Origin of the sequence: Pseudoalteromonas phenolica (genome assembly GCF_001444405.1) — a bacterium.
In the GTDB taxonomy this organism is placed as follows: domain Bacteria; phylum Pseudomonadota; class Gammaproteobacteria; order Enterobacterales; family Alteromonadaceae; genus Pseudoalteromonas; species Pseudoalteromonas phenolica.
In genome coordinates this window covers 757,038-782,987 of sequence record NZ_CP013187.1, presented here as the reverse complement: position 1 = coordinate 782,987, position 25,950 = coordinate 757,038, and the positions used below count along the sequence as shown (strand labels likewise).

Annotated in this window: 23 protein-coding genes; 9 read left to right on the top strand and 14 right to left on the bottom strand. The window is 39.9% G+C overall.

The window, feature by feature from the left end:
* The gene (locus PP2015_RS03475) at positions 1 to 501 is read right to left on the bottom strand and encodes a lactoylglutathione lyase family protein (RefSeq protein ID WP_058028960.1); all 501 of its coding nucleotides are present in this window, start codon (positions 499 to 501) and stop codon (positions 1 to 3) included.
* Between the two features lie 92 nt (positions 502 to 593).
* On the opposite strand from PP2015_RS03475, the gene PP2015_RS03470 reads away from it, so the two are divergent.
* Both PP2015_RS03470 and PP2015_RS03465 read left to right on the top strand, forming a co-directional pair.
* Positions 594 to 1,469, top strand: a complete 876-nt coding sequence (locus PP2015_RS03470; protein WP_058028959.1) for a LysR family transcriptional regulator — start codon at positions 594 to 596, stop codon at positions 1,467 to 1,469.
* Between the two features lie 119 nt (positions 1,470 to 1,588).
* Complete coding sequence (locus PP2015_RS03465) at positions 1,589 to 2,311, top strand: tellurite resistance TerB family protein (RefSeq protein WP_058028958.1); 723 nt, start codon at positions 1,589 to 1,591, stop codon at positions 2,309 to 2,311.
* Positions 2,312 to 2,356: 45 nt separating this feature from the next.
* On the opposite strand, the gene PP2015_RS03460 is transcribed toward PP2015_RS03465, so the two are convergent.
* Positions 2,357 to 3,547, bottom strand: a complete 1,191-nt coding sequence (locus PP2015_RS03460) for an alpha/beta hydrolase-fold protein (RefSeq protein WP_058028957.1) — start codon at positions 3,545 to 3,547, stop codon at positions 2,357 to 2,359.
* Positions 3,548 to 3,713: 166 nt separating this feature from the next.
* Between PP2015_RS03460 and PP2015_RS03455 the strand changes: the two genes are divergently transcribed.
* Positions 3,714 to 4,454, top strand: a complete 741-nt coding sequence (locus tag PP2015_RS03455) for a spondin domain-containing protein (RefSeq protein ID WP_058028956.1) — start codon at positions 3,714 to 3,716, stop codon at positions 4,452 to 4,454.
* Positions 4,455 to 4,573: 119 nt separating this feature from the next.
* On the opposite strand, the gene PP2015_RS03450 is transcribed toward PP2015_RS03455, so the two are convergent.
* Complete coding sequence (locus tag PP2015_RS03450; protein WP_058028955.1) at positions 4,574 to 5,503, bottom strand: LysR family transcriptional regulator; 930 nt, start codon at positions 5,501 to 5,503, stop codon at positions 4,574 to 4,576.
* 349 nt (positions 5,504 to 5,852) lie between these two features.
* On the opposite strand from PP2015_RS03450, the gene chrA reads away from it, so the two are divergent.
* Positions 5,853 to 7,007 (top strand): chromate efflux transporter, encoded by a 1,155-nt coding sequence (gene chrA / locus PP2015_RS03445; RefSeq protein ID WP_058028954.1) that lies wholly within the window; start codon positions 5,853 to 5,855, stop codon positions 7,005 to 7,007.
* An 81-nt stretch (positions 7,008 to 7,088) separates the two neighbouring features.
* Here chrA and PP2015_RS03440 read toward each other — a convergent pair whose 3' ends face one another.
* The 3 genes from PP2015_RS03440 to sdhC all read right to left on the bottom strand — a co-directional run bounded on the left by PP2015_RS03440 (position 7,089) and on the right by sdhC (position 8,513).
* The gene (locus tag PP2015_RS03440; protein ID WP_128724182.1) at positions 7,089 to 7,301 is read right to left on the bottom strand and encodes a hypothetical protein; all 213 of its coding nucleotides are present in this window, start codon (positions 7,299 to 7,301) and stop codon (positions 7,089 to 7,091) included.
* A 502-nt stretch (positions 7,302 to 7,803) separates the two neighbouring features.
* Positions 7,804 to 8,136 (bottom strand): succinate dehydrogenase, hydrophobic membrane anchor protein, encoded by a 333-nt coding sequence (gene sdhD / locus PP2015_RS03430; RefSeq protein WP_058028951.1) that lies wholly within the window; start codon positions 8,134 to 8,136, stop codon positions 7,804 to 7,806.
* The gene (gene sdhC, locus PP2015_RS03425; protein ID WP_058028950.1) at positions 8,133 to 8,513 is read right to left on the bottom strand and encodes a succinate dehydrogenase, cytochrome b556 subunit; all 381 of its coding nucleotides are present in this window, start codon (positions 8,511 to 8,513) and stop codon (positions 8,133 to 8,135) included. The genes sdhD and sdhC overlap by 4 nt, the downstream gene beginning before the upstream one ends.
* A gap of 156 nt (positions 8,514 to 8,669) precedes the next feature.
* Between sdhC and PP2015_RS03420 the strand changes: the two genes are divergently transcribed.
* Entirely contained in the window at positions 8,670 to 8,861 is a 192-nt protein-coding gene (locus PP2015_RS03420; protein WP_058028949.1) for a hypothetical protein, read from the top strand.
* 127 nt (positions 8,862 to 8,988) lie between these two features.
* A complete protein-coding gene (locus tag PP2015_RS03415; RefSeq protein ID WP_083496503.1) occupies positions 8,989 to 10,314 on the top strand; it encodes a serine hydrolase domain-containing protein in 1,326 nt (441 codons plus the stop codon).
* Between the two features lie 101 nt (positions 10,315 to 10,415).
* On the opposite strand, the gene PP2015_RS03410 is transcribed toward PP2015_RS03415, so the two are convergent.
* The 3 genes from PP2015_RS03410 to PP2015_RS03400 all read right to left on the bottom strand — a co-directional run bounded on the left by PP2015_RS03410 (position 10,416) and on the right by PP2015_RS03400 (position 12,973).
* Positions 10,416 to 10,664 carry a DUF3297 family protein gene (locus PP2015_RS03410; protein ID WP_058028947.1) on the bottom strand — a complete coding sequence of 83 codons (249 nt, stop codon included), beginning with the start codon at positions 10,662 to 10,664 and terminating at the stop codon, positions 10,416 to 10,418.
* Between the two features lie 87 nt (positions 10,665 to 10,751).
* Positions 10,752 to 11,873, bottom strand: coding sequence for a response regulator (locus PP2015_RS03405; protein ID WP_058028946.1), 1,122 nt, complete (start codon positions 11,871 to 11,873; stop codon positions 10,752 to 10,754).
* A gap of 23 nt (positions 11,874 to 11,896) precedes the next feature.
* Positions 11,897 to 12,973 carry an HD-GYP domain-containing protein gene (locus PP2015_RS03400; protein WP_058028945.1) on the bottom strand — a complete coding sequence of 359 codons (1,077 nt, stop codon included), beginning with the start codon at positions 12,971 to 12,973 and terminating at the stop codon, positions 11,897 to 11,899.
* 144 nt (positions 12,974 to 13,117) lie between these two features.
* Between PP2015_RS03400 and PP2015_RS03395 the strand changes: the two genes are divergently transcribed.
* Together PP2015_RS03395 and PP2015_RS03390 are read left to right on the top strand one after the other, a co-directional pair.
* Positions 13,118 to 17,050 carry a response regulator gene (locus tag PP2015_RS03395; protein ID WP_227009193.1) on the top strand — a complete coding sequence of 1,311 codons (3,933 nt, stop codon included), beginning with the start codon at positions 13,118 to 13,120 and terminating at the stop codon, positions 17,048 to 17,050.
* A gap of 42 nt (positions 17,051 to 17,092) precedes the next feature.
* A complete protein-coding gene (locus tag PP2015_RS03390; RefSeq protein ID WP_058028943.1) occupies positions 17,093 to 17,950 on the top strand; it encodes a bile acid:sodium symporter family protein in 858 nt (285 codons plus the stop codon).
* 47 nt (positions 17,951 to 17,997) lie between these two features.
* Here the strand turns inward: PP2015_RS03390 and PP2015_RS03385 are convergent, their stop codons facing one another.
* Together PP2015_RS03385 and PP2015_RS03380 are read right to left on the bottom strand one after the other, a co-directional pair.
* A complete protein-coding gene (locus tag PP2015_RS03385; protein WP_058031529.1) occupies positions 17,998 to 19,287 on the bottom strand; it encodes an MDR family MFS transporter in 1,290 nt (429 codons plus the stop codon).
* A 165-nt stretch (positions 19,288 to 19,452) separates the two neighbouring features.
* Positions 19,453 to 19,935, bottom strand: coding sequence for an MgtC/SapB family protein (locus tag PP2015_RS03380; protein ID WP_058031528.1), 483 nt, complete (start codon positions 19,933 to 19,935; stop codon positions 19,453 to 19,455).
* Between the two features lie 276 nt (positions 19,936 to 20,211).
* Here PP2015_RS03380 and paeA point away from each other — a divergent pair, with 276 nt between their 5' ends.
* A complete protein-coding gene (gene paeA / locus PP2015_RS03375; protein WP_058028942.1) occupies positions 20,212 to 21,528 on the top strand; it encodes a polyamine export protein PaeA in 1,317 nt (438 codons plus the stop codon).
* 80 nt (positions 21,529 to 21,608) lie between these two features.
* On the opposite strand, the gene PP2015_RS03370 is transcribed toward paeA, so the two are convergent.
* From PP2015_RS03370 to PP2015_RS03360, 3 genes are all read right to left on the bottom strand, one after another.
* A complete protein-coding gene (locus tag PP2015_RS03370; RefSeq protein WP_058028941.1) occupies positions 21,609 to 22,802 on the bottom strand; it encodes a CobW family GTP-binding protein in 1,194 nt (397 codons plus the stop codon).
* Positions 22,803 to 22,891: 89 nt separating this feature from the next.
* Positions 22,892 to 23,563, bottom strand: coding sequence for an endonuclease III (gene nth / locus PP2015_RS03365; RefSeq protein ID WP_058028940.1), 672 nt, complete (start codon positions 23,561 to 23,563; stop codon positions 22,892 to 22,894).
* Between the two features lie 154 nt (positions 23,564 to 23,717).
* Positions 23,718 to 25,826, bottom strand: a complete 2,109-nt coding sequence (locus PP2015_RS03360; protein ID WP_058028939.1) for a TonB-dependent receptor domain-containing protein — start codon at positions 25,824 to 25,826, stop codon at positions 23,718 to 23,720.
* Between the last annotated feature and the right edge of the window lie 124 nt (positions 25,827 to 25,950).

Sequence of the window (25,950 nt, the reverse complement as noted above, 5' to 3'; positions counted from 1 at the left end):
TTAATAAGCACCGGCACTGTAGATTAGTTCATAACTATGGCTATAAATTTCTAATATGTTGCCAAACGGGTCTTCCATATAAATCATACGATAAGGCTTTTCACCCGGATAATAAAAGCGCGGTTTTTCCATACGTTTTTTACCACCCGCAGCCACGATTTTTTCAGCTAGCTCTTCAACGTTAGGGTCTTGCACACAGAAGTGGAAAATCCCTGTCTTCCAATATTCAAAATTATCTTCAGGATTTTGTTGGTTTTTAAACTCAAAAAGTTCCACACCAATGCGGTCACCTGTAGACAAATGCGCGATGCGAAAACGCTCCCACCCTGCACCAAATACGTCAGTACACATTTCGCCAATGGCACTGTCATCTTCTGTGATTTCGGTTGGTTCCATAATCAAATACCAACCTAACACTTCAGTGTAAAACTTAACGGCTTGCTCCAGATCTGGAACAGAAATACCAATATGTGAAAAGGTTCTTGGATAAACTGAGTTCATAATGTTCTCCTGTAAAGTACAGGAAATAGTCTACGCAATCGGCTATCATTATTTGAAATTATAAATTCTTATTTTTTTAAGTATCTTTACTAATGATAAACCCAGTCTTCTTGCGTACCTTTTGCACTCTCGTCGAAACCAAGCATTTCACTAAAACCGCTGAACAGCTTTTTATTACTCAGTCGGCAGTCAGCCAGCATCTCAGAAAACTCGAAAACCTTTTGGATGAACCACTTATTCAAAAAACAGAGAAAGGGTTTGTGCTTACGCCAACCGGTGAGCAAACCTATCAAGAAGCAAAAAAAGTCGTTGCCTCCCTACAAGCCTTCAAAGAAAAAGTAACCACAGACTCAGAGCATGTTGGCGTGGTTAAGGTTATGTCACCAGGCAGCATAGGTTTACGCCTCTACCCACAACTATTAGCGTTGCAAACACAGTTTCCTGAGCTCATTATTCACTATCAGTTTGCGCCAAACAATAGTATTGTTAAGGCATTGCAGCAAGGTGACATCGATATTGGTTTAGTCACAGAACACGCAAACTCAAGCCTAATGAACTTCGAAGAAGTTGCTCAGGAACCATTGCAGCTTGTGCTACCATCTCCGATTGAAAATCTCTCTCTCGAATCCTTAAGACAACTTGGTTTTATTAATCACCCTGACGGGCATCACCATGCCAATCAACTGCTCAAGGCTAACTTTGCTGAATTCACGCATATTAAGGACATAAAAGAGAATGGCTTTTCAAACCAAATTGGCTTGATTTTAACCCCTGTGAGCATAGGGCTTGGCTTTACAGTACTGCCTCAAAGTGCAGTGGCAAGCTTTGCAGAACCTGAAAAAATTCATATTCATGAACTCACTAAGCCAAGCATGGAACCCATTTACCTCGTCATGCAAAACAAAAAGCACACTGCTAAACGGCTATTGTTCGTGCACAACAAAATTAAAACGTTACTGAAAAATTGACGTGCTTTGTAACAAATATGGACTTTTAATTTTAGGTTGCTTCTCTTAATCTGGGTACAGACATACTCAAACTACATCAACCTTAGGGGTAGTTTTGGTAACAGTGAAGGAGACAAAGTATGAAAGACTTGCAAAAACTCGTTGGTAGCCTCAACAAATCAGGTGCACTAAGTGGCTTTTTAGGAGGCGTCGCCGGCGGTGGCTTAACCAGCTTAATCAGCGGTAAGAAAAGTAAAAAGACCGGAAAAAAAGCCGTTAAATATGGTGCACTTGCTGCTGTAGGCGGTCTTGCTTGGAAAGCCTATAAAGAATATTCAGAGCAAAATAAAGCTGCGCAGCAGCAAGCCGATAGCCGCGCTTACGATAACGCCATGAATAAACGCAGTCACAACCAAGCACGCCAAGAGCATACTCCGCAAGGTCGTACTTTTGACTTCACGCCAGCTTATATGCCGGAGCAAAGCTTTGAACAAGTGGTTGAGGACGAGTCAGGCTCAGGCCAACTAATTATTATGCGTGCCATGATAGCCGCGGCTTATGCTGATGGTCATATTGATGAAACCGAGCGCCAGAAAATCTTTGCACAAGTTGAAACCATGGAGTTGACTGTTAACGAAAAAGCCATGTTGTTTGACGAGTTAAGAAAACCTATGACACTTTCAGAGTTGGTGCAATCAGTACCGGATGCACAAACAGGCATTGAGGTTTATGCCGCGAGTGTCAGCGCCATTGATTTAAACCAGCCTATCTCAGGGCAATATCTTGAGGCATTAGCTAATCAACTTTGTCTACCTAGAGAGCTGGTGCAGTCGATTCACCATCAGCTTACTATACAAGCCTAACTTAAAGCTTGGTGATGCACTTATCACCAAGCAAACGGACCTATTTTATAGGTTTGCCTTTAATAGCCTAGCTTCAAGCTCAGCTATATGATCATTGATCTGGACCCGATTGCCTATGGCCAATTTGGGTTGACTTAAGGCTCTTTCGTATACACCTATGGCTTTCTTATAATTTTGTTGTTTTGCATAAATAGAGGCCAAGCCTATATACGCTGATAAGGTGTTAGGTTCACGCTTAAGAATTAATTCGAACAATGACATTGAAAGCTGCTGTTCATCTTCAAATAAAGCGTCATAGGCTAACGCTTCGAGCTGAATTTCAAGGTGCTGTTTAACCCCATACTTACTCTCTATTAGTTGTTGATGTGCCAAAATCTTCTTCTCACCCTGTGCAGTGTTTGCGAGCGTAAGTGCAAAATCAAAGAATATTGATTTCAAACCAATATACATGCCCTGGTTAACCACACTATTATGGTTTTCTCCTAAAAAGCGCTTAGCTGAAAACTTAAACCCATCGATAGACTGATTATTTAAATATAACTTCGCTTGCTCATAAGGGTCTTCCATCAGTGGCCCCTCTTCCCCCACAGCTAAGAAAATCGATTTATCAGTTAATTTATTTACGGGTATCGACTTTAAATGCCCCAGCCAAGCTTGATGATCCCACCAAAGGCTTGGACTAATCGCAATAAAAGCGTCAAATAGATCTGGTTGTTTAACCAAGCTATAAACCGCAAATAAGCCACCGAAAGAGTGACCTGCAAAGACGTCATAACCTGACACCCGATAATGCTTCTGAACATAAGGTTTAACTTCATCAGCAATAAAGTCTAAAAACGCCTCAGCGCCGCCGGGATCTTGATTTAGCAGCATTGCACCATCGATCGGGAGCACCTCAAAACTATCTTCACGATAAGTGGGAGTAAGGTTATGAGTACGGTTTTGATTGCTTTCAATACCGACGATAATTAACTCAGGTATAAGGCCCTGCGATGATAAAAACTCAACAGAAGCGATTGTATGTTGGAGATTTTCCCGGCCATCAGTCATAAATAAAGTGGGATACTTTTGTTGAGACTCTGCATATTGTTTGGGTAGATGAAGATGCAGCTGCCTCTTTTCTCCTAAAACCGAAGACTGCAGTTCAATAATATGCGTACTAGTTTGATTACTTTCACTAAAACCATCACATCCGAACAAACAAAAAACCAGCAAAACCAAACAAATATGTCTCACTTTTAATTCCCTTAAATTACAACAATATTTTTAACGAATTTAATCAGTTATAACGCTATGCTTCAAGTTAAGAACGTTTAATTCGAACAAAAATAAAACAGTTTTTGAAATAAATATTTGCAGTTCAAGGTCTAGTAAAAAACATGACATGAACCTATGTGTAACTATGAACAAACTCATTCAACTTTCGACTGTTTTAAGCTTTACCCTTTTAACTGCGTGTGGTGGTAGTTCAAGTTCTAATTCTACACCTGAAACAACAACGCCAACGACAACACCACCATCAAGTACAGCTCCAGCTGATACAGTGACTTACGAGCTCACTTTTACGCAAGAGTGGACAGCAGCTAACTTTACCACCAACTACCCAAGTGGCACTCACTTCTCTCCCCTTGTAGGGCTTACCCATAATACAGAAGGGGGAATCTTCAAGCGTGATGAGGTAGCGTCGCCAGGTATTGTTTTAATGGCTGAAACGGGCGGCAAAAGTACGTTAAAAAATGAAATCAGTGACATACAAAATGCAGGTCATTCTAATTATTTAATTGACGAATCAGGGATCTCAAATGGCGGAAAAAGTGTGACGTTTACCTTTGAAGCCAGCCAAGACTTCCCGCTTTTAAGTGTGGTTTCGATGATAGCACCGAGCCCTGATTGGTTTGTTGCCATTAACAGCTTATCTTTATTTAATGACAATACATGGGTTGAGAACCAAACCATTGAATTAAAAGTCTATGATGCGGGCAGTGATAGCGGTCTGCGCTTTAGCTCTGGCAACCTAGCTACAAATCCTGCTGAGCCAATTACTTTACTTTCAAGCGAGCGTGACGATACAGATTTTGCTGAAGGTATACATTATCAAACCGGTAAGCATATTGGTTACATCGAAATTAAGTTGATGCAGTAATTGTACAAGAGTAGATTTTTTCACTTGTTGGCGGCTTAAATTTAAACTTTCTTTTTAAGTTTAAGCCGTTTTTATATCTATACGCTTACTAAAGTGACAAATCGCTAAATTACTTACTATTACGTCAATACTTTACTTAAAACACTGCGTAACCAATGGTTTTTGTCATCTTGGGTTTTCACCTCTGGCCAGTTCATCGCAATATCAAAATCAGCAACAGCAATCGGCGGCTCAAACATAGACAAACCCGCTTGCTCTGTGGCCAAAACTGCCATTTTCTTAGGCACAATCGCTACCAAGGCGCGCCCTTTAAGCAAGGTTTGAATAGTTAAAAAGTTGCGACTTGCCACAGTGACTTGTCGTGATAAACCATGCTCAACCAAAGTTTTATCAATTTGAGTTGCCAGCTTGCCATCTGGGCTCACTAAAGCATGCTCAAGCTTTGCAAATGACTGCAAACTTAATTGACCATCGGCTGAGAAAATCGATGAATCTAAAGCCGATAAATCAGCCAAACACACATGCTGTTCCGTGTATAAATGCTGACTACTAAACCCATCAGCCAAAAGCGGTATACTACCGATAATAATATCAAGCTTTTCTTGTTCTGAGATTTGCTCATAGTTACTGCGATTCACATTTATCAAGCTGATCTGAGCATGGGGTGCTTGTGCTCGAATAGCATCATAAATCGCTGGCGCAAATATCAGTTCGGCGTAATCGGTTAACCCTATTCGACACACACCTTGATAATGGCTTGGAGAAAAAGGCTCACTTTGCAAAATCTGCCCAGAAACGGTATCGAGCAACACGCTGATTTTAGGGGCTATCTGATGTGCACGTTCGGTTGGGCACATTTGATGCCCTTTTCTTTCGAATAATACATCACCTAAAAGCTGCCTTAATCGAGCAAGGCTATGACTCATTGCCGATTGGCTCACACAGGCATGCTCTGCAGCAATACTGACGCTACGATGGCGATACAGATACGAAAATGCCACCAGCAGATTTAGATCAATATGTCGCCACTGCAATTCTTCTTTACCCATTTATTTCTCTAGCTCACTCTAGCTCCGCAAATCTTGATTTATACCAATCTGCTTAACTAAGTGATCTATTTTGAGGCAAGAAAACCTTGTTGCTAGCACCGCTCACGCGTCCTGCTATCGCTGAGGTACCTACATCCATGTAGGCAAGGCAAAAATTTCGTTATTTAGTTGTTCTAAATGAGAAATATTTAACGCAGCTATCATCAGGTTTAATCCCTCAAAATGATTAAGTGTTATTGCGGATTGGTATCATTCATAGTTAGCATAAATACTATTAATTTGAATCATGCTAAGTGAATTTTTACACTATGGGCATACTTATAACAACCTCATATTTTGCGTCTTGCGTATGCTTTCTATTTTTAAAACTTTTTTCTGGCTTGGCTGGATAAGCTTTGGCGGGCCAGCCGCTCACATCGGCTACTTTAGAAAAACCTTTGTCGAGAAGATGAAGTGGATTGATGATAATGAATATGCACAAATCGTCGCGCTCAGCCAGTTTTTACCGGGTCCGGGCTCTAGCCAAGTCGGCTTTGCATTGGGTTATAAACGCGGCGGCCTGTTAGGTGCGTGTGCGGCATTTTTAGGTTTTACCCTGCCATCTATTCTGATCATGATAGGTTTAGCCCTACTTTCAAGCCAAGTCATGGATACCAGTGCTTTTCAAAATGTGGTGCATGGCTTGAAGTTACTGGCCGTGGTGGTGGTTGCCGATGCTGCTTGGGGTATGTATAAAAACTTCTGTAAAAACACGCTATCGGTAAGCTTGTGCCTGCTCACGGCAATCGCGCTATTGATTATGCCAAGCATTATGATGCAAATCGCCGTATTAGTTTTTGCTGCTATTGTCGGCACACTGTTTTTACAATCAGAAAAAAGCCTCTCAAATGGCGCTAATTCAAGCCCTTTCAAGCCGAATCTCGTCCCGCTGATTTTATTTATCGGCTTATTGCTAGGGTTACCATTTGCAGCACACCTTGCGCCAGAATTAGGCTTATTTAATGACTTTTATCAAGCGGGCAGCTTGGTTTTTGGCGGCGGCCATGTGGTACTACCGCTACTGCAAAATATCGTGGGAGATCAACTCAGCCAAGATGCATTTTTAACAGGCTACGCGGCTGCACAAGCTGTGCCAGGGCCTATGTTCACCTTCGCGACTTACATTGGCTATGAGCTACTACCAAACAACCCTATTACAGGCGCACTCATTGCCACTGCGGCGGTGTTCCTTCCGGGCTTTTTATTATTATTAGCGGTATTAAAGAACTGGCAACAGCTGGCGCAAAAGCCAAAGGTTGCGGGCGCTTTAACAGGCGTTAACGCTGCTGTCGTTGGTCTACTTGCCGCTGCGCTATATCAACCTGTATTTATTAGTGCAGTTCTACAACCGCTTGATATTGCCTTAGTATTAGTGGGTTTTTACTTAATGAAACAGCTAAAACTGCCCATTATATGGATGGTTGCTTTCTTCATGTTGGCAGGCTTTGCAACTGGCCTTGTTTGAGAAAAAGCTGAGAAATAACGAGTTTTAACTTAAAAAACGCGCTGATCACTTCAGCGCGTTTTTCTCATTCTGGCTCCGACTTTATTCGAATGCCACGCCGCTAGCACAATCACAAGTACCGCAATGAGTCCAAGCAGCCAAGCAGCCAAGCAGCCAAGCAGCCAAGCAGCCAAGCAGCCAAGCAGCCAAGCATAATGTTGGTTGATAAAAGATAAGTTCGTCAATTACACCTTTTCTGTCATTACAGTTTCTCAATATTTGTACTTCAACATTCGTTTTATCACAATTAATCATTGAAAGTATTAAGTTTCTCAAAGATTTGTTTTTAAAAAGTTTCAATATTGAACCAAGAAGAGGTATACGCCATCAATAAAAAATGATTTTAAGCTTTCATTTTAAACAACAAACCAATATTATTGAATGATAATTATTTGCAATTAATAAGTTATGATATGTTCAGAGAACTGTTCTCAAGGAAATGCCCTTGCTGTAATAAACCATTGGGTATGTCGCAAAGGCTTCCTTTATTAAACCGAGAACCTTTAACCTGTATTTATTGTGCTAAACCACTGAAACCAAAGTTAAGCGTAATGCTATTTAACATATTTTGGTTATGCATGAGTGTATCTTGGATTATAAAAACACATACTGAATTGAACTATTTTTGGGCGTGCTCTGTCTCTTTATTATTCGCAAGTACAGTATTACCAGCTTTAGATCTGCTCTTCCCGTTAGAAGAAGAGCAGTATTGAGTTTATTTAACTGAACACAGGATAAATAAACAACGCGGGGCGAATTAACCCCAGAGTGTTGCGAGAATAATGACAACGGAGGCTGCACTTGCAGTCATACATATCATATTAAACAGTTTATTGAGCGATTTTTGTTTTACATAATCTCCTGCAATTTGCCAACCCGCTAGTGCACTGTTAAAAGCGAAAAATACAACACATAAAGAGGTAATCACTCTAAACCATGTACTTTGAAACAAGTTAGAAACTGCGGTAAAACTACTCAAATCTACAGTCAATAATAAACAAACTAACAATAAGCTATACGCAACAATACATGCGTTGCTTAATCGCTGAAACATCCACTGTTTTGAACCTGACTTAAATGTATTCATCATAACCAGATCCACCATATGGCCAATAAGCTAAACAAAATACCAACTGTAATTGCTGCCAATGAAATCACCTTGCCGCTTTTTAGTTCTTCGCAGTATCCAAAATCTTGAATAATATGCTTTACAGTTCCCGCACAGTAATAGCCTAATGCTGTCAAAAATCCCCAAACCACAAATTTTGCAATAAAATAACTCTCTAACACTGAGCTTACTTCATCAAAGTTAGTTTCAGACTTTAATGCGAAGTAACTAATAACAATAGCTACTAGCATCGCAACCCAGACAATCACCCCGCTTACTCTATGTAAAATAGATGCATACGCTGTAGCAGGTAAAGCAATCGTATTTATGGCCAGATTCACTGGCCTTTCTTTTTTCATATTTATGTACCAATAGATAAACGAACAAAACAAATGCTAACGCAAACCATTTTCATTTACAATTTATAGATTGTACATTTAATTTTTAATAAAAAGTAAACTCTTGGGCTGTTTAATTCGTACTCAATTATGTGAAACAGTTAAGGTAGGTTAGTTATGCAAGCAAATGAATTAAAGCGCGGTGAATGGGTTGAGTACAATAGTCATCCTGTTGAAGTGGTTGCTATTGATGCTCATAAACAACAAGCAACTGTGTGGGATGAGCAAACCTCAACACACCAAACACTCAGTATTTCAGAGTTAAATGCTGACCCACAATGTCACTGCGACTCACACCAATATTACTAATTTCCCATAAGTCAGCATAGACATAGGACATGCTTTGCTGACTGCTTTTTATTTAACTTAGTTATCTAAATATTATTAAGATTGACTAAACTAAGTAATGTTCAAAGGAATTCTGAAAGGGTATTTTATGAAATTAATTCTCACTGCGGCATCATTGTTTTTATTATCTATCTCAACTATTACGCACGCTTCTTCTCCAACTAAGCAATTATTAACTGACGCACAATCTGATCCAAATAAATTGCAATTAATGGTTGGCTTTCCCCCTCCTGTAAACAAACGCATCACTTTGCCTGACTCTAACTTTTTCAGTTTTCCGAAACTACGCTGGTCAGTTTGTCATATGCGTGAATTGCTTCCAACCACCAGTATAGCGCGTAACCCTTACTCCTACACGCCGCTAAAATACGCCTTATTACCAGACATTGATGAACTTACATTTAAGCCTAGCAATAGCAATAATTTAATGACTTGGCAGCAAAGTTTGGCGGCTAATTACACTGATGGCATGCTCATTTTGCACAAAGGGAAAGTCGTTTATGAGCGTTACAGAGGCTGCTTAGATGAGCACAGCAAACACGCTGCAATGTCGATGACCAAGTCTTTAACCGGCCTAGTCGCTGAAATTCTTATCGCTCAAGGCAAACTAAACGATAAAGCTCTCGTCAAAAACATTATCCCTGAGCTAACAAATTCTGCTTTTGGTGATGCCACCGTAAGACAAGTCATGGATATGACCACTGCCCTCAAATATAGCGAGCATTATGCAGATCCTAACGCCGATATTTGGCAGTACAGTTATGCGGCAAACCCACTACCCAAACCCAAAGAATATACTGGTCCTGTCGGTTACTTTGAGTATTTACAAACCGTTCAGAAGCAAGGTCAGCATGGTGCTGCTTTTGGCTATAAAACTGTCAACTCAGACGTGCTAGGTTGGATTGTCTCTAAAGTGACGAACAAGAAGTTCGACGAGTTGGCCAGTGAACTCGTGTGGTCAAAAATTGGCACAGAACACAGTGCGGATATCACTGTTGATGGCTTAGGCACACCTTTCGCTGGTGGAGGTTTGAGTGCTACCTTAAGAGATTTAGCTCGCCTCGGGCTTGCCGTTGCAAACCAAGGTGAGATTAACGGTGTACAAGTGATACCTGTAAAAGCGATAGCAAGTATTCAAACGGGTGGAGATAAAAGCGCCTTTTCTAAAGGCGGGTTTAGTTCAATGCCAAACGGTAGCTATCGAAGTATGTGGTGGCATTTTCACAATGCAAATGGTGCATTCGCTGCACGTGGTGTGCACGGACAAACAATTTATATAGACCCCACAGCTGAGATGATATTAGTGCGATTAGCCTCACACCCTGTTGCAGCAAATGGCGTGATTGACCCAACTTCGTTGCCTGCCTATCAAGCAGTGGCTGATTTTTTAATGGCGCAGTCTAAAGAAAATTGAAGTTTAAAATTGAGAGGGAATCTGACTGTTTCTAGTAAAGCAATTTTTAACGGTTACTTTATAAATAAAAGGAGTAAGCAGACGCTTACTCCTCACAAAGATTAGCGGAAGAATACTTCAACTTCACCTTTTGATTTAATCAGCATTGGCTGACCGAAACGGTCTAACGCTTTAGGTGCCGCTGTTTTGATCCAACCTTCGCTAATGCAATATTCTTCTACGTCGTTACGCTCTTTACCTTTAAAACGCACACCGATATCGTGCTGTAAAATCTCTTCGTTGTAGAACTTGCTACGAGGGTTTATTGAAAGGTGATCTGGAATTGCTGGTAAATCTGTTTTATCAGTCATAATCTTTTCTTTAATGCAGTGTAAAAACTGGGCGTATTGTAGGTAATTGCAAACAAGCTCTCAACAAACTTTGCGATTTAATGCTTCTTAGTCTTCTACTAAAGTATCTAGTTTATAGAAAAAATCACTAAAAACAGCCGACATATCTTCCGTATGCTCGTTAACTTCAAGTAATCGTTCTCTCGATTTACTCAGTAAAGCCTGCAAATCAGACTCTTGTTGCTGGCTTAAACCGAAACCTGCACTCGCTTCTTCAATCTCAAAAAGTAAATCTTCAATAAAATCTTGAATAGATTGGGTATACGCCTTGTGGGTGTGTTCAATATTGGTCAAATCTTTTTGCGCTATTTCACTGAGCTCTTTGATCCCTCTATTTCTATTCTGCATCACTTTTATGTTCGTTTCTAAGGACGATAACCTCGCATCAGCTCCCCTTACAATAAGTGCTAGTATGTCATTGAATCGACCATACTTTTCAAGGTCTTCACAAGGCATGTTTTTTACCAACAATGAACACCTTTCACTATTAAAAAAACTTCGTTTATCTATATTAATTACTGTTTTAGAATTTCTTGCACGAGTTAGTAACTCTGCTTCAAGCGGATTAACTATTTCTGAACTACTGTAATTTTTGAAGTTATCTAAAATACCTATCTGAGTAGATACATCTAGACCCAACTGCTTAGAGGATACTATGAGCTCATTCGCTAAACTTGCCATCGTTTTACATTGATAGCTTTTTTCAATGAATTCCAGTGCAACGCCCAATTCATTACAGCTTGTAATTGCCGTTAGAGTTACCTCCTCCGCATTTAGGCAACTCTCTTTAAGCGAAGCAATTTCATCTTTCAGCGTCATTAATCGATCAATACGAAACTTTAACTCATCTGCATCAAAAGGCTTGGTGATATAATCATCTCCTCCTGCTCTAAAACCCTGTAATATATCTTCTGTTGAGTTTTTGGCTGACACGAATAATACGGGGGTATGGGAGTTTTGTTGTGCCCGAAGTTGTTCGCATACTTCATAACCGTTTAACTCAGGCATCACGACATCAAGTAAAACAGCATCAAACTTTTCTTTTTCAAGCAACTCTAACCCTTGCTGCCCACTATGCACTGAAATGATACGATAATGCTGCCCAAGCATAGAGACGATAATATCGTGGTTTACATCATCATCGTCTATTACAAGTACGCTGCTTTGCATACATATCTCCTCGTTGAGATAATTTAATCATGGTATTTTTCAGAAATTGCAAAGAATTCATGCTCAATTTCAACGAACAAATCTATAAGCTGGGGATCAAAATGTGTGCCTTTGCCTTCAAGGATTATTTCTATTGCCTGTTGATGTGTCATTGCTTGCTTATATACCCGCTTTGAGATCAAGGCATCATAAACATCTGCTACAGCCATCAATCTCGCACATATCGGGATCTGCTCACCTCGAATACCTTTGGGGTAACCACTTCCATCCCACTTCTCATGATGATAAAGCGCAATTTCTTTGGCGACTTCTAAAAAATCGTGTGCAGTGCCGGTGCTTTGTTCAGCTTGATTTATGGCGCTATAACCCATTACAGCATGCGTTTTCATCACCTCAAATTCATTTTCGGTTAACCTTCCTGGTTTCAGTAAAATACTGTCGGGAATACCAACCTTGCCAATATCATGTAGGGGGGCAGACTTATAAAAGATATTAATTTTTTCAGGGGTCAGTTCTTTTTGATATTTTGGTAACTTAGCTAACTCCTCAGCAAGCCGTTTTACATATAGTTGGGTTCGCTTGATATGAAAGCCTGTTTCTTCGTCTCGGGTTTCGGCAAGGCTCGCCATTGCCATGATCGTGACATCTTGCAACTCAGACATTTGAGCTGCTCGCTTTTGCACCTCTTCTTCAAGGTATAAGTTTTTACTTTTGAGAAAATCTTTTGAACGCTTATTCAATAGATGGGTTTTTAATCGGGCCATTAAAATCGGAGGACTTATAGGCTTTGAAATATAATCTGATGCGCCAAGTAAGAAACCTTTTTTCTCATCTTCTACGGAAGATTTAGCAGTAAGAAAAATCACAGGTATATCTTTACTTTTAGGGTTTCGCTTTAACTCAGTGATGACTTCGTAACCATCCATGTTAGGCATCACAACATCCAACAAAATAATATCTATCTCGTGACGATCTAAAATTGCCAGTGCGACCGAGCCACTCTTTGCGGCCAGTACTCTGTATTCATCACCAATCACTTCACTGATAAAAGATAAATTCTCGCTGACATCATCAACAACTAAAACTGTTGCATTCTCCATAGATGAAACTGTTTATTTTTTAAACATAAAACTAAATATAGGTCTATCCTCTAAACTACAGCAAATAAATTTATCTAAAAAATGCATAACTTACGAACTACCTTTTTCATTACGTTTACTGTCATGCTGTTATCTGGTCTAGGTATGGGGCTAACAACCTACTCTTCCCAAAGCAAGTTATCTAAAGTCACAGCTTTGAAAGAGCAGCTATTTAAGTTGAATACCTTAGCCAATGAGCTAAAAACCAGCTCGGATAAGCTCTCACAATTTGCTCGTAGCTACGCAAATACAAGAAATGAAAGATGGTTGGGACTATTTAATTACGTTTTATTGGTTAGGCAAGGCAAGGTGCCCTTACCTTCAGAATATACATTAGATTATTGGGATAAACTTTCGGCACCGAATGTCCCCCTCCCTCAAATAGATACTAACTCAACTGGCACAAGCATTATCGACAGATTAGAGCAAACGGGAATACAACCAATCGAATTAGCAAAGTTGCGCAATGCTCTGGCCAAATCAGATGCATTAGTCAACTTAGAAAGCCGGGCTTTCAATGCAATGAAAGGGTTAACACAAGATCAGTTTGGCAACTGGAATGTTCAAGGAGAACCCAATTTCGAACTTGCCCGAAAAATTTTATTTAGTGATGAATATTTTGCAGCCAAAGCAAACATCATGACAGAAATAGAGCAGGCATATCACAGTGTAGAAAGTCGTTTAAATAACCAAGTGAAACGTTTGAAAGAAGAATACGAAGTCGTACATTTTGCTAACTCTATTCTGATCATACTACTTGTCAGTAACATCATCATTTCTTTCTATTTGCTATGGAGTTTATACATTAAGCCTGTTGCAACTATTCAAAGGCAAGTTGTGCAAAATGTAAAAGACAAAAACCTTAACTTTAAACTTAACGAGTCTGTTAGGGGCGAGCTATCTGTATTCACTAAGTCAATGAACTTTCTTCTTGAAAACATTTCAGAACAGCTTAATTTTAATACCATAATGAAAGACTTCGGTATGGCTTTAAGAGGAAAAAAAGACCCCCGAGCCCTAGGAGAAGAACTGTTACAATTCCTTGAGAAACGCTTGCCTATTCCTCTAATGGGACTGTATGTCATAGAAAACGACAATATACTCAATCGAGTCGCAGGTACAGGCTACTGCGCCTCAGCCCCCAAAAAATATACTAATAAAGACTGTATTCACTTTCATGTAGTAGAAACAAAGAAACCTTATAAACTGCGCTTTGGTGAACATCAATATTCTATTGATTTAAATGGTGAGCGCCTAGAAATAGAAGAGATGCATTATTTTCCTCTTACTGTAGGGCAACAAAGCATAGGCTTACTTGAGTTAGGTTGCTTAGAAAGTATTAATGACTCCGACTACAAATGGGTTAAATCAGTCATTCATGATTTGGCAATTAGTTTACAATTAACGCAAAATATTGAGCTCCAAGCAAAAGCAGAAAAACGCGTAAGTGAACAATTGGAGTTAAATAAGAAGATTCTAGACGCCATACCCAACCCCATGTATTACAAAGATAAAAAAGGGCTATTCTTAGGGGTAAACAGCTCATTCCATCGCTATTTTGGCACTTTTGATGCTGATGTATTGTCTGCAATGCCCTCTGATATTTTCTCTCCTCATGTTGCCCATATTTTTGAAGAATCGCATCAACGTTTAATCGCGAATGGTAGCAATCATAACTTTGAAATTATGATTGATGATGAGCAAGGAAATACAAGAAGCTTTGTAGTCTATGAAGCAAACTTCACAAATGAGGAAAATGTCACGGATGGCGGTGTTGGCCTGCTCCTTGATGTCACTGAGCGCAAACAAATGGAAAAAGAGCTCATTGAAGCGAAAATTAAAGCCGATGAAATGAGCTCAGCAAAAGGCGAGTTCTTAGCCAACATGAGTCACGAAATTCGTACCCCAATGAATGCAATTATCGGTATGAGCCACCTTGCCTTAAAAACTGATCTTACCAAACAACAATATAATTATGTGAATAAAATTGATCTTGCAGCCAAAAATTTACTCGGGATCATTAACGATGTTCTGGATTTTTCAAAAATTGAATCGGGTAAATTGGCACTAGAAGAAGCTCCTTTTTCACTTCAAGAGGTTTTAGATAATGTTGTGAATATCAACATTATTAAAGTGCAAGAAAAAGACCTTGAACTGTTACTTGATGTTGCTCCTGATATTCCATTGAACTTGATTGGTGATCCACTTCGTTTAGGACAAATCTTAATTAACCTTGTTGGTAATGCCATTAAATTTACGCAGCAAGGAGAAATTAAAATTATTGTCACAGCAGCGCCGCACAAGCAGGGAGTTACTCTCTCATTCACAGTTCAAGATAGTGGTATCGGCATGACGCCAAACCAGCAAAAAAGGCTTTTTCAGGCATTCTCTCAGGCAGATGGCTCAATTACACGAAAATACGGAGGCACAGGTTTAGGGTTAAGTATATCGAAACGCCTAGTTGAACTCATGCAAGGTGAAATAAGTGTGACAAGCACGCCAAATAAGGGCTCTGCATTTAGTTTTAATATTCTATGTAAATTACAAGATAATACTGAAACAACGATAACCTGTCCTGCAAGTGTATTGAAAGGAAAGCGTGTCTTAGTTGTTGATGATAACGAAAGTGCCAGAGAAATATTAACAAGTATTTTATCTGCGATGCAGTTTGAAGTTCAAAATGTAGCGAGTGGCCTAGAGGCCATTGACCTACTCGAAAAGAAATCAATCGACATCTTATTTATTGATTGGAAAATGCCAAAATTGGATGGCATTGAAACGATCGAAAAAATACGGTCAAAATTTACTGACAATCCGCCCAAATGCATTTTGGTCACTGCACACGGCAGTGAAGTTCACTTAGCACAATCATTACATCAAAAAGTGGATGCTTTAATGCTAAAACCTGTTGATGCTTCTCAAGTTAATAACGTCTTATCAGAATGCTTCAACCTGCAACAACCAAACCTCAAGAAAAATTCAATAACGCGAGATGAGGTCATTCAGTTAAACCAAGAGCACATCCTGTTAGTCGAAGACAATGAAACTAATCAAGAAGTTGCATCCGAGATGCTTCAACAAGCTAATCTTCAGGTTACCATAGCTGAACATGGTCAGGCTGCTTTAGATTTATTATCAAATTGTGCTTTCGATTTAATCTTAATGGACATGCAAATGCCTGTTATGGACGGATTGACCGCTGCCAGAGAGATTCGTAAGCAATCGAAATATGATGCTCTACCTATCATTGCAATGACTGCCAACGCGATGCAAGAAGATGTGGAAAAATGCACTGAGGCTGGGATGAATGCGCATATTGCAAAACCGATTAACTTCCAAAAAATGATCACAACTATTCAAGAGCAACTTAATCATTCCCCTATTCTTGTTGAATCGACGGCTCAGCCTCATCCTGAAGACTTGGCAGCCAATCAGAATGATACTTTTCACTTTGAAGGGCTTGATCATCAGCAAGGTATTGAACGACTCGGAGGAAATGAAGAAGCTTATTGGCGAATCTTAAAGAAGTTTGTTCATAAACAGATAGAAGAAACGATTAATCTAAGCCAAGCCTTGGTCTTAGGTGATTATGAATGCGCTCATCGGCTGGCGCATTCTTTAAAAGGTTCAGCCTCTAACCTTGGCGCTTATTTTTTAGAGCATAGTGCCCTTGATATTGAACAAGCACTCGCAAATCAAAAAACCGTAGAAAGCGAGCAAATAGACGATTTAACATCGTATCTCAGAAAACTCAACGAAGCATTATCTGTTCAAATGAGTGACGACCACAAGGAAACGGGCACACAAAATATTGAATTGGTCGATTTAGACAAAACACTGCTAGCCGAGCAATTTAATACATTAAATGTAACTTTGGCGGCTTATGATGCCAGTTCAAAAAGTCATTTGATGTCTATCTACGCACTAAATATGATTGAAGCTCAGAAACTAAGACCTATTGAAGAACACATAGAAAACTTTGATTTTGAACAAGCGCAACTTTCACTTAATGGGTTAAGGGACGAGCTCGGTTGCTAACTCAATTATTGGGCGAAAATAATAATAAAATATGGAGTAACTATGCCTACATTTTTAACCAGTATTGGCTTACCCGTCGCGCTGATCTTAATCATGATTGGTGTAGGAATGAGTTTGACCCGTGATGACTTTACTCGGGTTTTAAAGCAGCCTAAGAGTTTTTTAATTGGCGCAGGCTGCCAAATGCTATTACTACCATTGGTCGCGATTGCCATTATTGCTTTAACCGGCTTATCGGGCGAATTAGCGATTGGCTTGTTTATTTTATCTCTATGCCCTGGCGGGACAACATCAAACTTATACAGTTACCTAGCTAAAGGCGATGTTGGTTTATCCGTTTCACTCACCGCGGTCATTGGTTTTATCGCCCCATTTACTATCCCGTTTTTGGCTACTTGGGCAATTGCATTTTATGGTGAGCAAGTTCAAAACTTTCAATTACCCATTGTAAGCACTTGGTTTAAACTTCTGGCTGTGACCGTATTCCCAGTCTTAATAGGTATGGGTTTACGCGCTCAATACCCTACTTTTGCCAATCGTGTGCAAAATTACGTAAGTTGGTTTTCTGTGGCCATACTGACTCTGGTGATTTTAAGCATTTGCATTAAGTTAGAAGATCAACTTATTGAGTTTATTCTTCTTGCAGGACCTGCGGCTGTTTTACTCAATATCGTGACTATGTCGTTAGGTTACTTAGTTGGCAAAAAACTGTTACATAACGATGCCCAGTCTCGCACCATTACCCTTGAAGTGGGGCTGCAAAACGGCACCCTCACATTGCTGATCACAAGTACCATTTTAGAAAGCACGACAATGTCGATTGCACCCAGTATTTATAGCTTATTTATGTTTATCTCTGCAGGTTTGTTTACGTACCTTGTTGCCAAAGAGACTGCCTAATTTATTGAAAACGCACAATGAGCAACTGCACATTGTGCGTATAAAGGTTAAGAATGCACTTCGCTTTTCGTAGGCTCAGTAAAGTCTGGTCGAGGAAGTTTTTCTAATACATAGTACAAGCCCATCACCAAAACACACATAGCTGAACACGCTACAAATAGCCAAAATCCGCCAAACAAGTCTAAGATAATACCACCGCCAAGGGGCGCAAACGCAAAGCCAAAATCGTAAAACGCCGATGCGCCAAAATAAGCACCTCTTAGATTATCAGGCGCAATACGGTCTATATGTACGTTCATGGTCGGGAATAAAATCGCTTCAGCTAAACTCAGCACCACAACAGCACCAATCCAGCCCCAGAAGAAACTCGGTGCATTGACTGCCATAAAGGCCTGCGAGCACATCAACAGAACCAAGCCAATTTGAATACGATGCACTAATTCAACCTTAGCCATAATGCGCAATAACAAAAACTGGCAGGTAATGATCACCATGGCATTGGTAAATATCAATGATGACACCAGCTCAAGTAATTTAGGTACATTCTCGCGAGTCAAGTATTGCACCAATGAGCTATCCATTTGCCCGTAAATAAACAAACAGATGACATTGGCTAAGATCAAACACTGTAATAAGCGATCTTTGGCTAAAATAGCCAAGGTTTGCTTCATACCAATACTTTCTTTTACTGACTCATTGTTCTCTAACTCTGCCGAGGTCGTACTTTGGCTCTCTGTATTGTGCTGTGACTTTTTATGATCAGAAAAACCCCACACTAGCAGCCCTAGTAAAAATGCAAAGGCCACAGTTGTGATATAAAAGCTCGACTGCTGACCAGTTAAACCCAACCAAACACCGGCAATTGGACCAACCGCACAGCCCACGTTCACGATAAAATACATGCTCTGCATCGCCAGTTCGCGAGTTTTACTATCATCAATAATGTCACCAATGAGCGCAGAAGCCAGCGGTCGCCAAAGCGCCGTAGCAATAGAGCAAAGCGTGATCACAATGGCAAACATAGTGACGGTATCAGCCTCAGCCAATAAAGAAAAAGACACGATATAAAGTACACCCGTAGCATACATTACCGTTTGTCGACCCAGCTTGTCAGAAAGCGTACTCCCAATAAAGCTGACAAATACCGCCACTACGGCTGCAGTCGATAGGATCAGCCCGACCTCAGTCGCACTTAAGGCAAATTTATCGTACAGAATAACCGCCAAAAACGGCCATACCATAAAGAAGCTCCCCCGAGTAATAAAGGAGCCAAAAAGTAATATCCACATCAGCAAAGGGAAATCCTTCACCCGTGAGAATGATAGTTCACTACTCATAACTGATTGTTCGCAAATAATAGTTAGCTTGACGCTGAAATTAATAAAAATGGAAGTGGGTGTTGGGGTGCCCTGAATTTTCATCATGACGTTTATTTATTCAGCTGTCACGATGAAAATTGGCTTTGAATTATGTTGTTACAAATTAAGAGAGTTTGATTGTGATCAGCGCTGCTTGTTCTTCCAATTATTAAATCTACTGTGTACGCCTCGTGTCAACGATGCCGAGTAATCTTCAAGCACATCAACACCATATAAAATACCAACGACCAATATCGAAAGCTTAATTGCAGCGAGTTCTCCCGCCACACTTATTGCAACACCAATTCCTGCAAGTACCCAAATCGTTGCAGCCGATGTCACACCGACCACAATGCCATCTTTGGCAAGCATTACACCGGCACCTAAAAAGCCCACGCCCGTTACTACTTGCCCTATTATCCGCGATGTATCGGTTACATCATTATTCAATGAATTCGACGCAGCAATAAACAAGTAGGTGCCGAGCACGATTAAAGATGAGGTACGAATACCAACGGGCTTACCTCGCAATTGCCGCTCTAAACCGACAATAAAACCACATAAAATGGCGGTACCTAATTCAGTCCAAGTAAATGGATCAATCGAGAGTAACTCGGCAAATGCTATATTCAACAGTGTAAAGTTCCTAAAAATATGAGTGTAGATTATCGTCGCTATGCTATCCCACTTTTTATTTACTAACTACAAAATAGTACGGGCTAGAAAAAGTTTTAAAAGTGTCTAAGAAACCAGTAAAAACAAACACAAAACACTGATTTATATACCTTTTAAATAATTTAAAATAATTATTGCACAGACCATATTTATCCATAATAATTGCTCACTTTTTGTTTAAACCCGCTGAGATAAATTAAACACGGGTAATTACTTTTTAGGAACTCAATGAGCGACCTACTCGCTATCAGCATCTTAATTTTCTTTGGTGCTTTATTTGCTATGTCTGAGATATCAATTGCTGCTGCGCGTAAAATAAAATTACGCGTCATGGTCGACGAAGGAAGCAAAAACGCCGAAACCGTATTGGCTTTGCAAGAACAGCCAGGGCGATTTTTTGCGATGATCCAAATCGCGCTGAATGCCATTGCTATTTTGGGCGGTATTATTGGTGAGCAAGCACTGGCTCCCTACACGTCAGAGTTAGTGACAGTGTTTTATTCTGGGCCTTCGCTTGAGCAGATAAGCTTTTTGCTGTCGTTTTTTATCATTACGTCACTGTTCATCCTATTCGCCGATTTATTACCAAAACGCATTGCCATGACCATGCCCGAAGCGGTTGCCATTCGTGTGGTGAATTTAATGAATATGGTGACACTCGGCCTGACGCCATTTGTACTCATGTTCAATGGTTTAAGTAACCTAGTTTTGCGTATTTTTAAGTTCCCCACGGAGCGAGAAGAAATCGTTACCACCGAGGACATCGTTGCGGTCATGGAAGCAGGCGCACAAGATGGTACTTTGCAACAGCAGGAATACCATCTAATTGGCAGCGTGTTTGAGCTAGACAGCCTCACTCTGCCAAGTGTGATGACAACCCGAGAAACAATCATTAGCTTTGATTTAAGTGACGATAGCACAGTGATCAGTGCCGCTATTCAGGCTCAACCACATAACCAGTTTTTAATTTGCGATGGTAGCTTAGATAAGCTCAAAGGCTATGTTGAATCAAAAGATATTTTGCGTCAGCTACTCAATGGTGAGAATGTACAATTAAGCGAAGAAATCATAAAAAAAGACATACTTTATTTGCCTGATACACTCACGTTGTCAGAGGCTTTGAATGCATTTAAATCTGCAAATCAAACGTTTGCTGTGGTGGTCAATGAGTATGCGTTAGTGGTTGGACTCGTCACTATAAAAGACTTAATCAGCAGCTTTATGGGCGACTTAGTCAGTTATAACTATGAAGAGCAAATTATTCAAAGAGACGCTGATTCTTGGTTGGTTGCAGGTAATACGCCTGTAATTGATGTGATCAAACAACTAAATATCAATTATTTTCCAGATATGGATCAGTACGAAACCATCGCTGGATTTTTGATTTATGTAATGAAACGCATTCCAAAACGCACCGATAGTTTTATTCACGATGGTTTTAAGTTTGAAGCTATAGATGTTGAAGGGGTTCGAGTTGAACAATTACTCATTACGCGTATTTTAGATAAAACTGCTCAAAATACGGTTGATGAAATTAGCAGCTAAACAGTAAAAAAATCAGCGACTAGCCCCTTGTTATAATAAGGGGCTAAATCTTTAAATGAATTTAATACACTGAAAGTCCTTTATACCTGTGCTACTTTTTGTGGCCAAGGATCTTCGAAGGTGCCGCCGTTTCGCCAAAAATTCAACTCTTCATCGGTTAAAAAACAATTTTTGAGTGCCTTAATAAAATCCGCCGCTTCTTCTTTTTGTCCAATCACAGTTAAACGACAGCGCCTATCTCCAAACCGACTCTCAATCTTATCTACCTTATTTTTTAGAATATCATAGTGTTCTTGCGTAAAGTTTTGAGTATCGTCATTGAGTATGGGCGCACGCCAAAAGCCAACGATTTCTAACCCTACACTGCCATTGCTTTGGCTCCACAGTAATGACACATCATCGCGAGTCGGCAACCAAAAGAACCCCTTACTTCTAAATACCCCATGAGTCATATGATTATGGCAAGTTTCCCACAAGCGCATAGGATGAAAAGGCCTATCATCACGTAAGACTTTTGCAATCAGCTTTTGATTCTTTTTGCCTGAGAGTGTGAGTGGCGTATTCACCGTAGCACGTAATTCATTTGTAAGTTGAGACACTAAATGGAAATTATAATCTTCAAAACCTTGGATATAATTTAAATCGACTTTGCCCCACTGAGCACTAGAAATGGCAGCATAAGGATTGATGGGGTGAATTGCTTGAGCGACGGCCGCAACCGCTTTATCGGTTAATTTATCTGTTTTGGTTAAAAATACATTATTAGAAAATAGAATTTGTTCAGCCAGAATGTTTTCGATCCCTCGCCTCTGCGCATTCATATTGTCTTGCCATCTCGGCATTAAGTCTTTACCAAAATTGTAGTCCTCCTTTAACCAAGTCGCATCAACCAAAGTAATCACGCCTTTAAGCGCAAAATCTTTATTATCTTTGAAAAAGTCGACCAAAGGTAAAGGATGGCTACTCCCCGATGTTTCAATAATTATCCATGGTGGCCTAGCCTCATTCTTAAGTGTTTTTAAAGCCACTTTTAGCTCTTTAAGCCCTTTGCTACTACTGACACTATGGCCACTAATGGTTACAAAGTTGCCACTCTCATTACTGACGATTTCAGTGTTCATGATAAGTACACCATCAACGTCTAGCTCACTCATATCATTAACAATCACACCCGGTACTTGCTGTGATTTATATGACTGGGATAACAAACTGCGTAAAAGTGTGGTTTTTCCTGAACCAAGAAAACCATGCAAAATTGTGACTGGAATAGACATGACAACTCACCTTGAAACTAAAGATATAATATAACATACCAACAATAATTTAAGGTGAGAAAATGAGTGCAAAGTAAGCCTTGATTAAATCAAGGCTTTTTAATTTTCTTCGGGTGCTTACGATTCGGATAACAAGTGGTGCAAATTGGGCAAACTAAACCATGACAACTCCTTGCTTGGCAATGCTCGCGGGCATAATAGATGATTTGCAAATGTAAGTCGTTCCAAGTCTCTTTAGGAAATAAACGCTTTAAGTCTTTTTCGGTTTGCTCAACGCTGCGACCATTCGTTAAACCCCAGCGCTGCGCTAAACGATGAATATGAGTGTCGACTGGAAACGATGGTACACCAAAAGCCTGTGCCATCACGACCCCTGCTGTTTTATGACCCACGCCCGGCAGCGTTTCTAGAATAGCCATATCTTCTGGTACCACGCCGCCATATTGCTCAACTAATATTTCAGAGAGACGTTTAATCGCTTTCGATTTTTGCGGTGATAAACCACAAGGACGAATAATGGCTTGAATGTCTTCGACACTTTGTAGCGCCATATCGAACGGATTATCTGCTAGCTCCCACAATGCGGGCGTCACTTGGTTTACCCGTTCATCAGTACATTGTGCCGACAACAATACCGCCACCAGCAAGGTATAAGGGTCTTTATGATCTAAAGGAATTGGCGGATTAGGATAGCGCTGTTGTAGCTCAGCCAAAATATAATCAACACGTTCTTGTTTTAATAGGTTTTTTACTTCCACCATTTGCTCTTTTTTGTTGGCACAACGAGAGCACAGTATAAACCTTCAAATTACATCGTAAAACAAAAGAACAGGACCACGCGCGACAATCATTCATAAGAAATTAATATAAAGACAAAAGGCTGGCACATAGCCAGCCTTTTTCGATTAACTAATATTAGAAAGAATAAGCAATTGTCGCTTTAATGTTTCTGCCTGGCTCATAGTCTTGCAAGTAAAGCTCTTTGAACCTTGGGTGGAAAGATAAACCTGTTCGAGATGATTGCGACGCGTAATATTCATCAAATAAGTTATCTACACCAAAAATGACAGTAAGGCCTTCAAACTGCTCAGGAGTCCACTTTGCAGAAATATTGTGGACCGTATACCCATCTTTACTGTTATCCACACTCGCACCGTCTAAGTCGATGCCAGCGTCAACATCTGAAACTGTTAATACTTCCCAGTTTAAAGCTAGGTTAAGTGCAGATAACTCGTAATTAGCGTGTGCACTGATTGTGCTACCTTGCTGCCTATCAAGACGTGCATTATCAAGATCTTTATATTGAGTAAATGCTGATAATTCACTTTCAGCGTCAGATAAAGTAATACCAAAACTAAGATCTTTTAGCTCGTAATTAATATAAGCTTCATAACCATCTACAGATAAGTCACCAATATTATCTTTCCAACTGCGAACTCCAGAACCCTCAGGTGGTGTTGCATAATCGTAGATGTAATCATTAATTTGCGTATCAAATACAGTGGCACCCGTTGATAATTCTCCCTCACCAACCTCAACTCTATATGCAAAAGAAAGCTCAACGTTTAACCCTGTCTCAGCGTCTATATCAGGATTCGCTAAATCGTTATTTCCAGCTCCCGCAAATACCTCTGCTATTTCTGGGCCCTTAAATATTTCTGTACCACTTAATTTAAATAGCAAATCATTAGATGCCTGAAACTCAAAAGCTAAAGCGAGTGATGTTTCTGTAAAGTCATCATCAATTAAGTTTGAATCTATACTGTAGTCGTCAAAACGCACACCCGGAATAACTGTAAACTGGTCGTTCAGCGCAATTCTATCTTGCACAAATAAAGACAACGTCGTTGACTCTTCTTCTGAACTATTTGAACCAGCTTCGCCTTTCGCAGTGTAATCTGTATCGTGTTTTACATAATCAATGCCATAAGTCAGTTCTTGACTTATGGAACCGTCCACAAAAGTCTCAGCTAGAATATTAAAACCAGAGTTCGTCGCCTCACCAGTTATAACACCAGCCCACATTGCAAATGCTGGGTTTTCAGCCCACCCCATTTCATCTCGCCATAATTCACTTGTACTAGTGTAAATTGCAGCCTCAACTTGCGTAGTATTGGTACTTAATTGATAGTTGATTGTCGCCGTATCACGAGTGAGTTTAGTAGGCCATAATAGTGGTACTTTTAATGCGTTCGTAATCGCTAAATCAGTTGCTAGTCCCATATCTGGGCGGTAACTATAATTCCCTTCGTCAGTATATTTTTCATAACTAAATTGAACTCGCTGAGCTTCGGTTAAATCTAAACCAAACTTGATTAGCGCATCATCAATTTCACCGGCAAGACCCTTTACCATTCCATCTGTACCAGGAAATACCTCGCCATTCTCATTTAAGATCTTCCCACCACCTACTTCGTAGTTATCGCGATCTACAAAGTTATAATAAGCTAGAAAGTCTACATCATCCGTTAATAATCCATATCCAGTGACTGAATAGTTACTACCTGAATTGTCACCCGCGCTTATTTGTACACGACCACCAAAGCGCTGTTTTTGTTCAAGAAGATCCCTCGCTTGTTTTGTTTTAAAACGAACGGCACCACCTAGACCACCATTAAGAACAGAATTACTACCTACCTGAATTTCGACTGATTGAAGTATATCTGCATGAATTTGTAGGTTACCCAAATGATGATACATATAGGTATTTTGACGCGCCCCATCAATTGAAATATCTAAATCTTTATCATCCATACTGCGAATTGTAATGCGCTGGTTTAATGAGTGAGCGCCACCTACATCTACACCAGGAATTGTGCGTAATAAATCGCTTAAATGATCAGCTTGTTTTGTTGCGATATTTTCTTTATTAAGGTACATAGATGACGCTTTTACGCCAGTACTCCAAACTGCAATTTTTTCAATATCTTTATCTTGATTTGTTTCCGCCATAGACGGCATTGAAGAAAAAGCAACAGCAATAGCTGCCGCTAACGAACACTGTGAAAAGCGTTGGAGTGACATTTATAGATCCTTAATAAAAGCTTAATGAGAATAATTCACATTACAATACCTGTTTACATGATAAAGTTCCCCAATATATGCTATGCAGAACTGTCATTTCGTTATTGCTAACAGTCAAGGAATA

Excerpts from the sequence above, each read along its gene's own strand:
- PP2015_RS03395 (WP_227009193.1), top strand. The coding sequence starts at position 13,118 with ATGGGGCTAACAACCTACTCTTCCCAAAGCAAGTTATCTAAAGTCACA.
- chrA (WP_058028954.1), top strand. The coding sequence starts at position 5,853 with ATGCTTTCTATTTTTAAAACTTTTTTCTGGCTTGGCTGGATAAGCTTT.
- PP2015_RS03385 (WP_058031529.1), bottom strand. The coding sequence starts at position 19,287 with ATGAGTAGTGAACTATCATTCTCACGGGTGAAGGATTTCCCTTTGCTG.
- PP2015_RS03400 (WP_058028945.1), bottom strand. The coding sequence starts at position 12,973 with ATGGAGAATGCAACAGTTTTAGTTGTTGATGATGTCAGCGAGAATTTA.
- PP2015_RS03455 (WP_058028956.1), top strand. The coding sequence starts at position 3,714 with ATGAACAAACTCATTCAACTTTCGACTGTTTTAAGCTTTACCCTTTTA.
- nth (WP_058028940.1), bottom strand. The coding sequence starts at position 23,563 with ATGGTGGAAGTAAAAAACCTATTAAAACAAGAACGTGTTGATTATATT.
- PP2015_RS03465 (WP_058028958.1), top strand. The coding sequence starts at position 1,589 with ATGAAAGACTTGCAAAAACTCGTTGGTAGCCTCAACAAATCAGGTGCA.
- PP2015_RS03360 (WP_058028939.1), bottom strand. The coding sequence starts at position 25,826 with ATGTCACTCCAACGCTTTTCACAGTGTTCGTTAGCGGCAGCTATTGCT.
- sdhC (WP_058028950.1), bottom strand. The coding sequence starts at position 8,513 with ATGAAAAAAGAAAGGCCAGTGAATCTGGCCATAAATACGATTGCTTTA.
- PP2015_RS03470 (WP_058028959.1), top strand. The coding sequence starts at position 594 with ATGATAAACCCAGTCTTCTTGCGTACCTTTTGCACTCTCGTCGAAACC.
- PP2015_RS03475 (WP_058028960.1), bottom strand. The coding sequence starts at position 501 with ATGAACTCAGTTTATCCAAGAACCTTTTCACATATTGGTATTTCTGTT.
- sdhD (WP_058028951.1), bottom strand. The coding sequence starts at position 8,136 with ATGATGAATACATTTAAGTCAGGTTCAAAACAGTGGATGTTTCAGCGA.
- PP2015_RS03440 (WP_128724182.1), bottom strand. The coding sequence starts at position 7,301 with ATGATTAATTGTGATAAAACGAATGTTGAAGTACAAATATTGAGAAAC.
- PP2015_RS03420 (WP_058028949.1), top strand. The coding sequence starts at position 8,670 with ATGCAAGCAAATGAATTAAAGCGCGGTGAATGGGTTGAGTACAATAGT.
- PP2015_RS03405 (WP_058028946.1), bottom strand. The coding sequence starts at position 11,873 with ATGCAAAGCAGCGTACTTGTAATAGACGATGATGATGTAAACCACGAT.
- PP2015_RS03390 (WP_058028943.1), top strand. The coding sequence starts at position 17,093 with ATGCCTACATTTTTAACCAGTATTGGCTTACCCGTCGCGCTGATCTTA.
- PP2015_RS03415 (WP_083496503.1), top strand. The coding sequence starts at position 8,989 with ATGAAATTAATTCTCACTGCGGCATCATTGTTTTTATTATCTATCTCA.
- PP2015_RS03450 (WP_058028955.1), bottom strand. The coding sequence starts at position 5,503 with ATGGGTAAAGAAGAATTGCAGTGGCGACATATTGATCTAAATCTGCTG.
- PP2015_RS03410 (WP_058028947.1), bottom strand. The coding sequence starts at position 10,664 with ATGACTGATAAAACAGATTTACCAGCAATTCCAGATCACCTTTCAATA.
- PP2015_RS03370 (WP_058028941.1), bottom strand. The coding sequence starts at position 22,802 with ATGTCTATTCCAGTCACAATTTTGCATGGTTTTCTTGGTTCAGGAAAA.
- paeA (WP_058028942.1), top strand. The coding sequence starts at position 20,212 with ATGAGCGACCTACTCGCTATCAGCATCTTAATTTTCTTTGGTGCTTTA.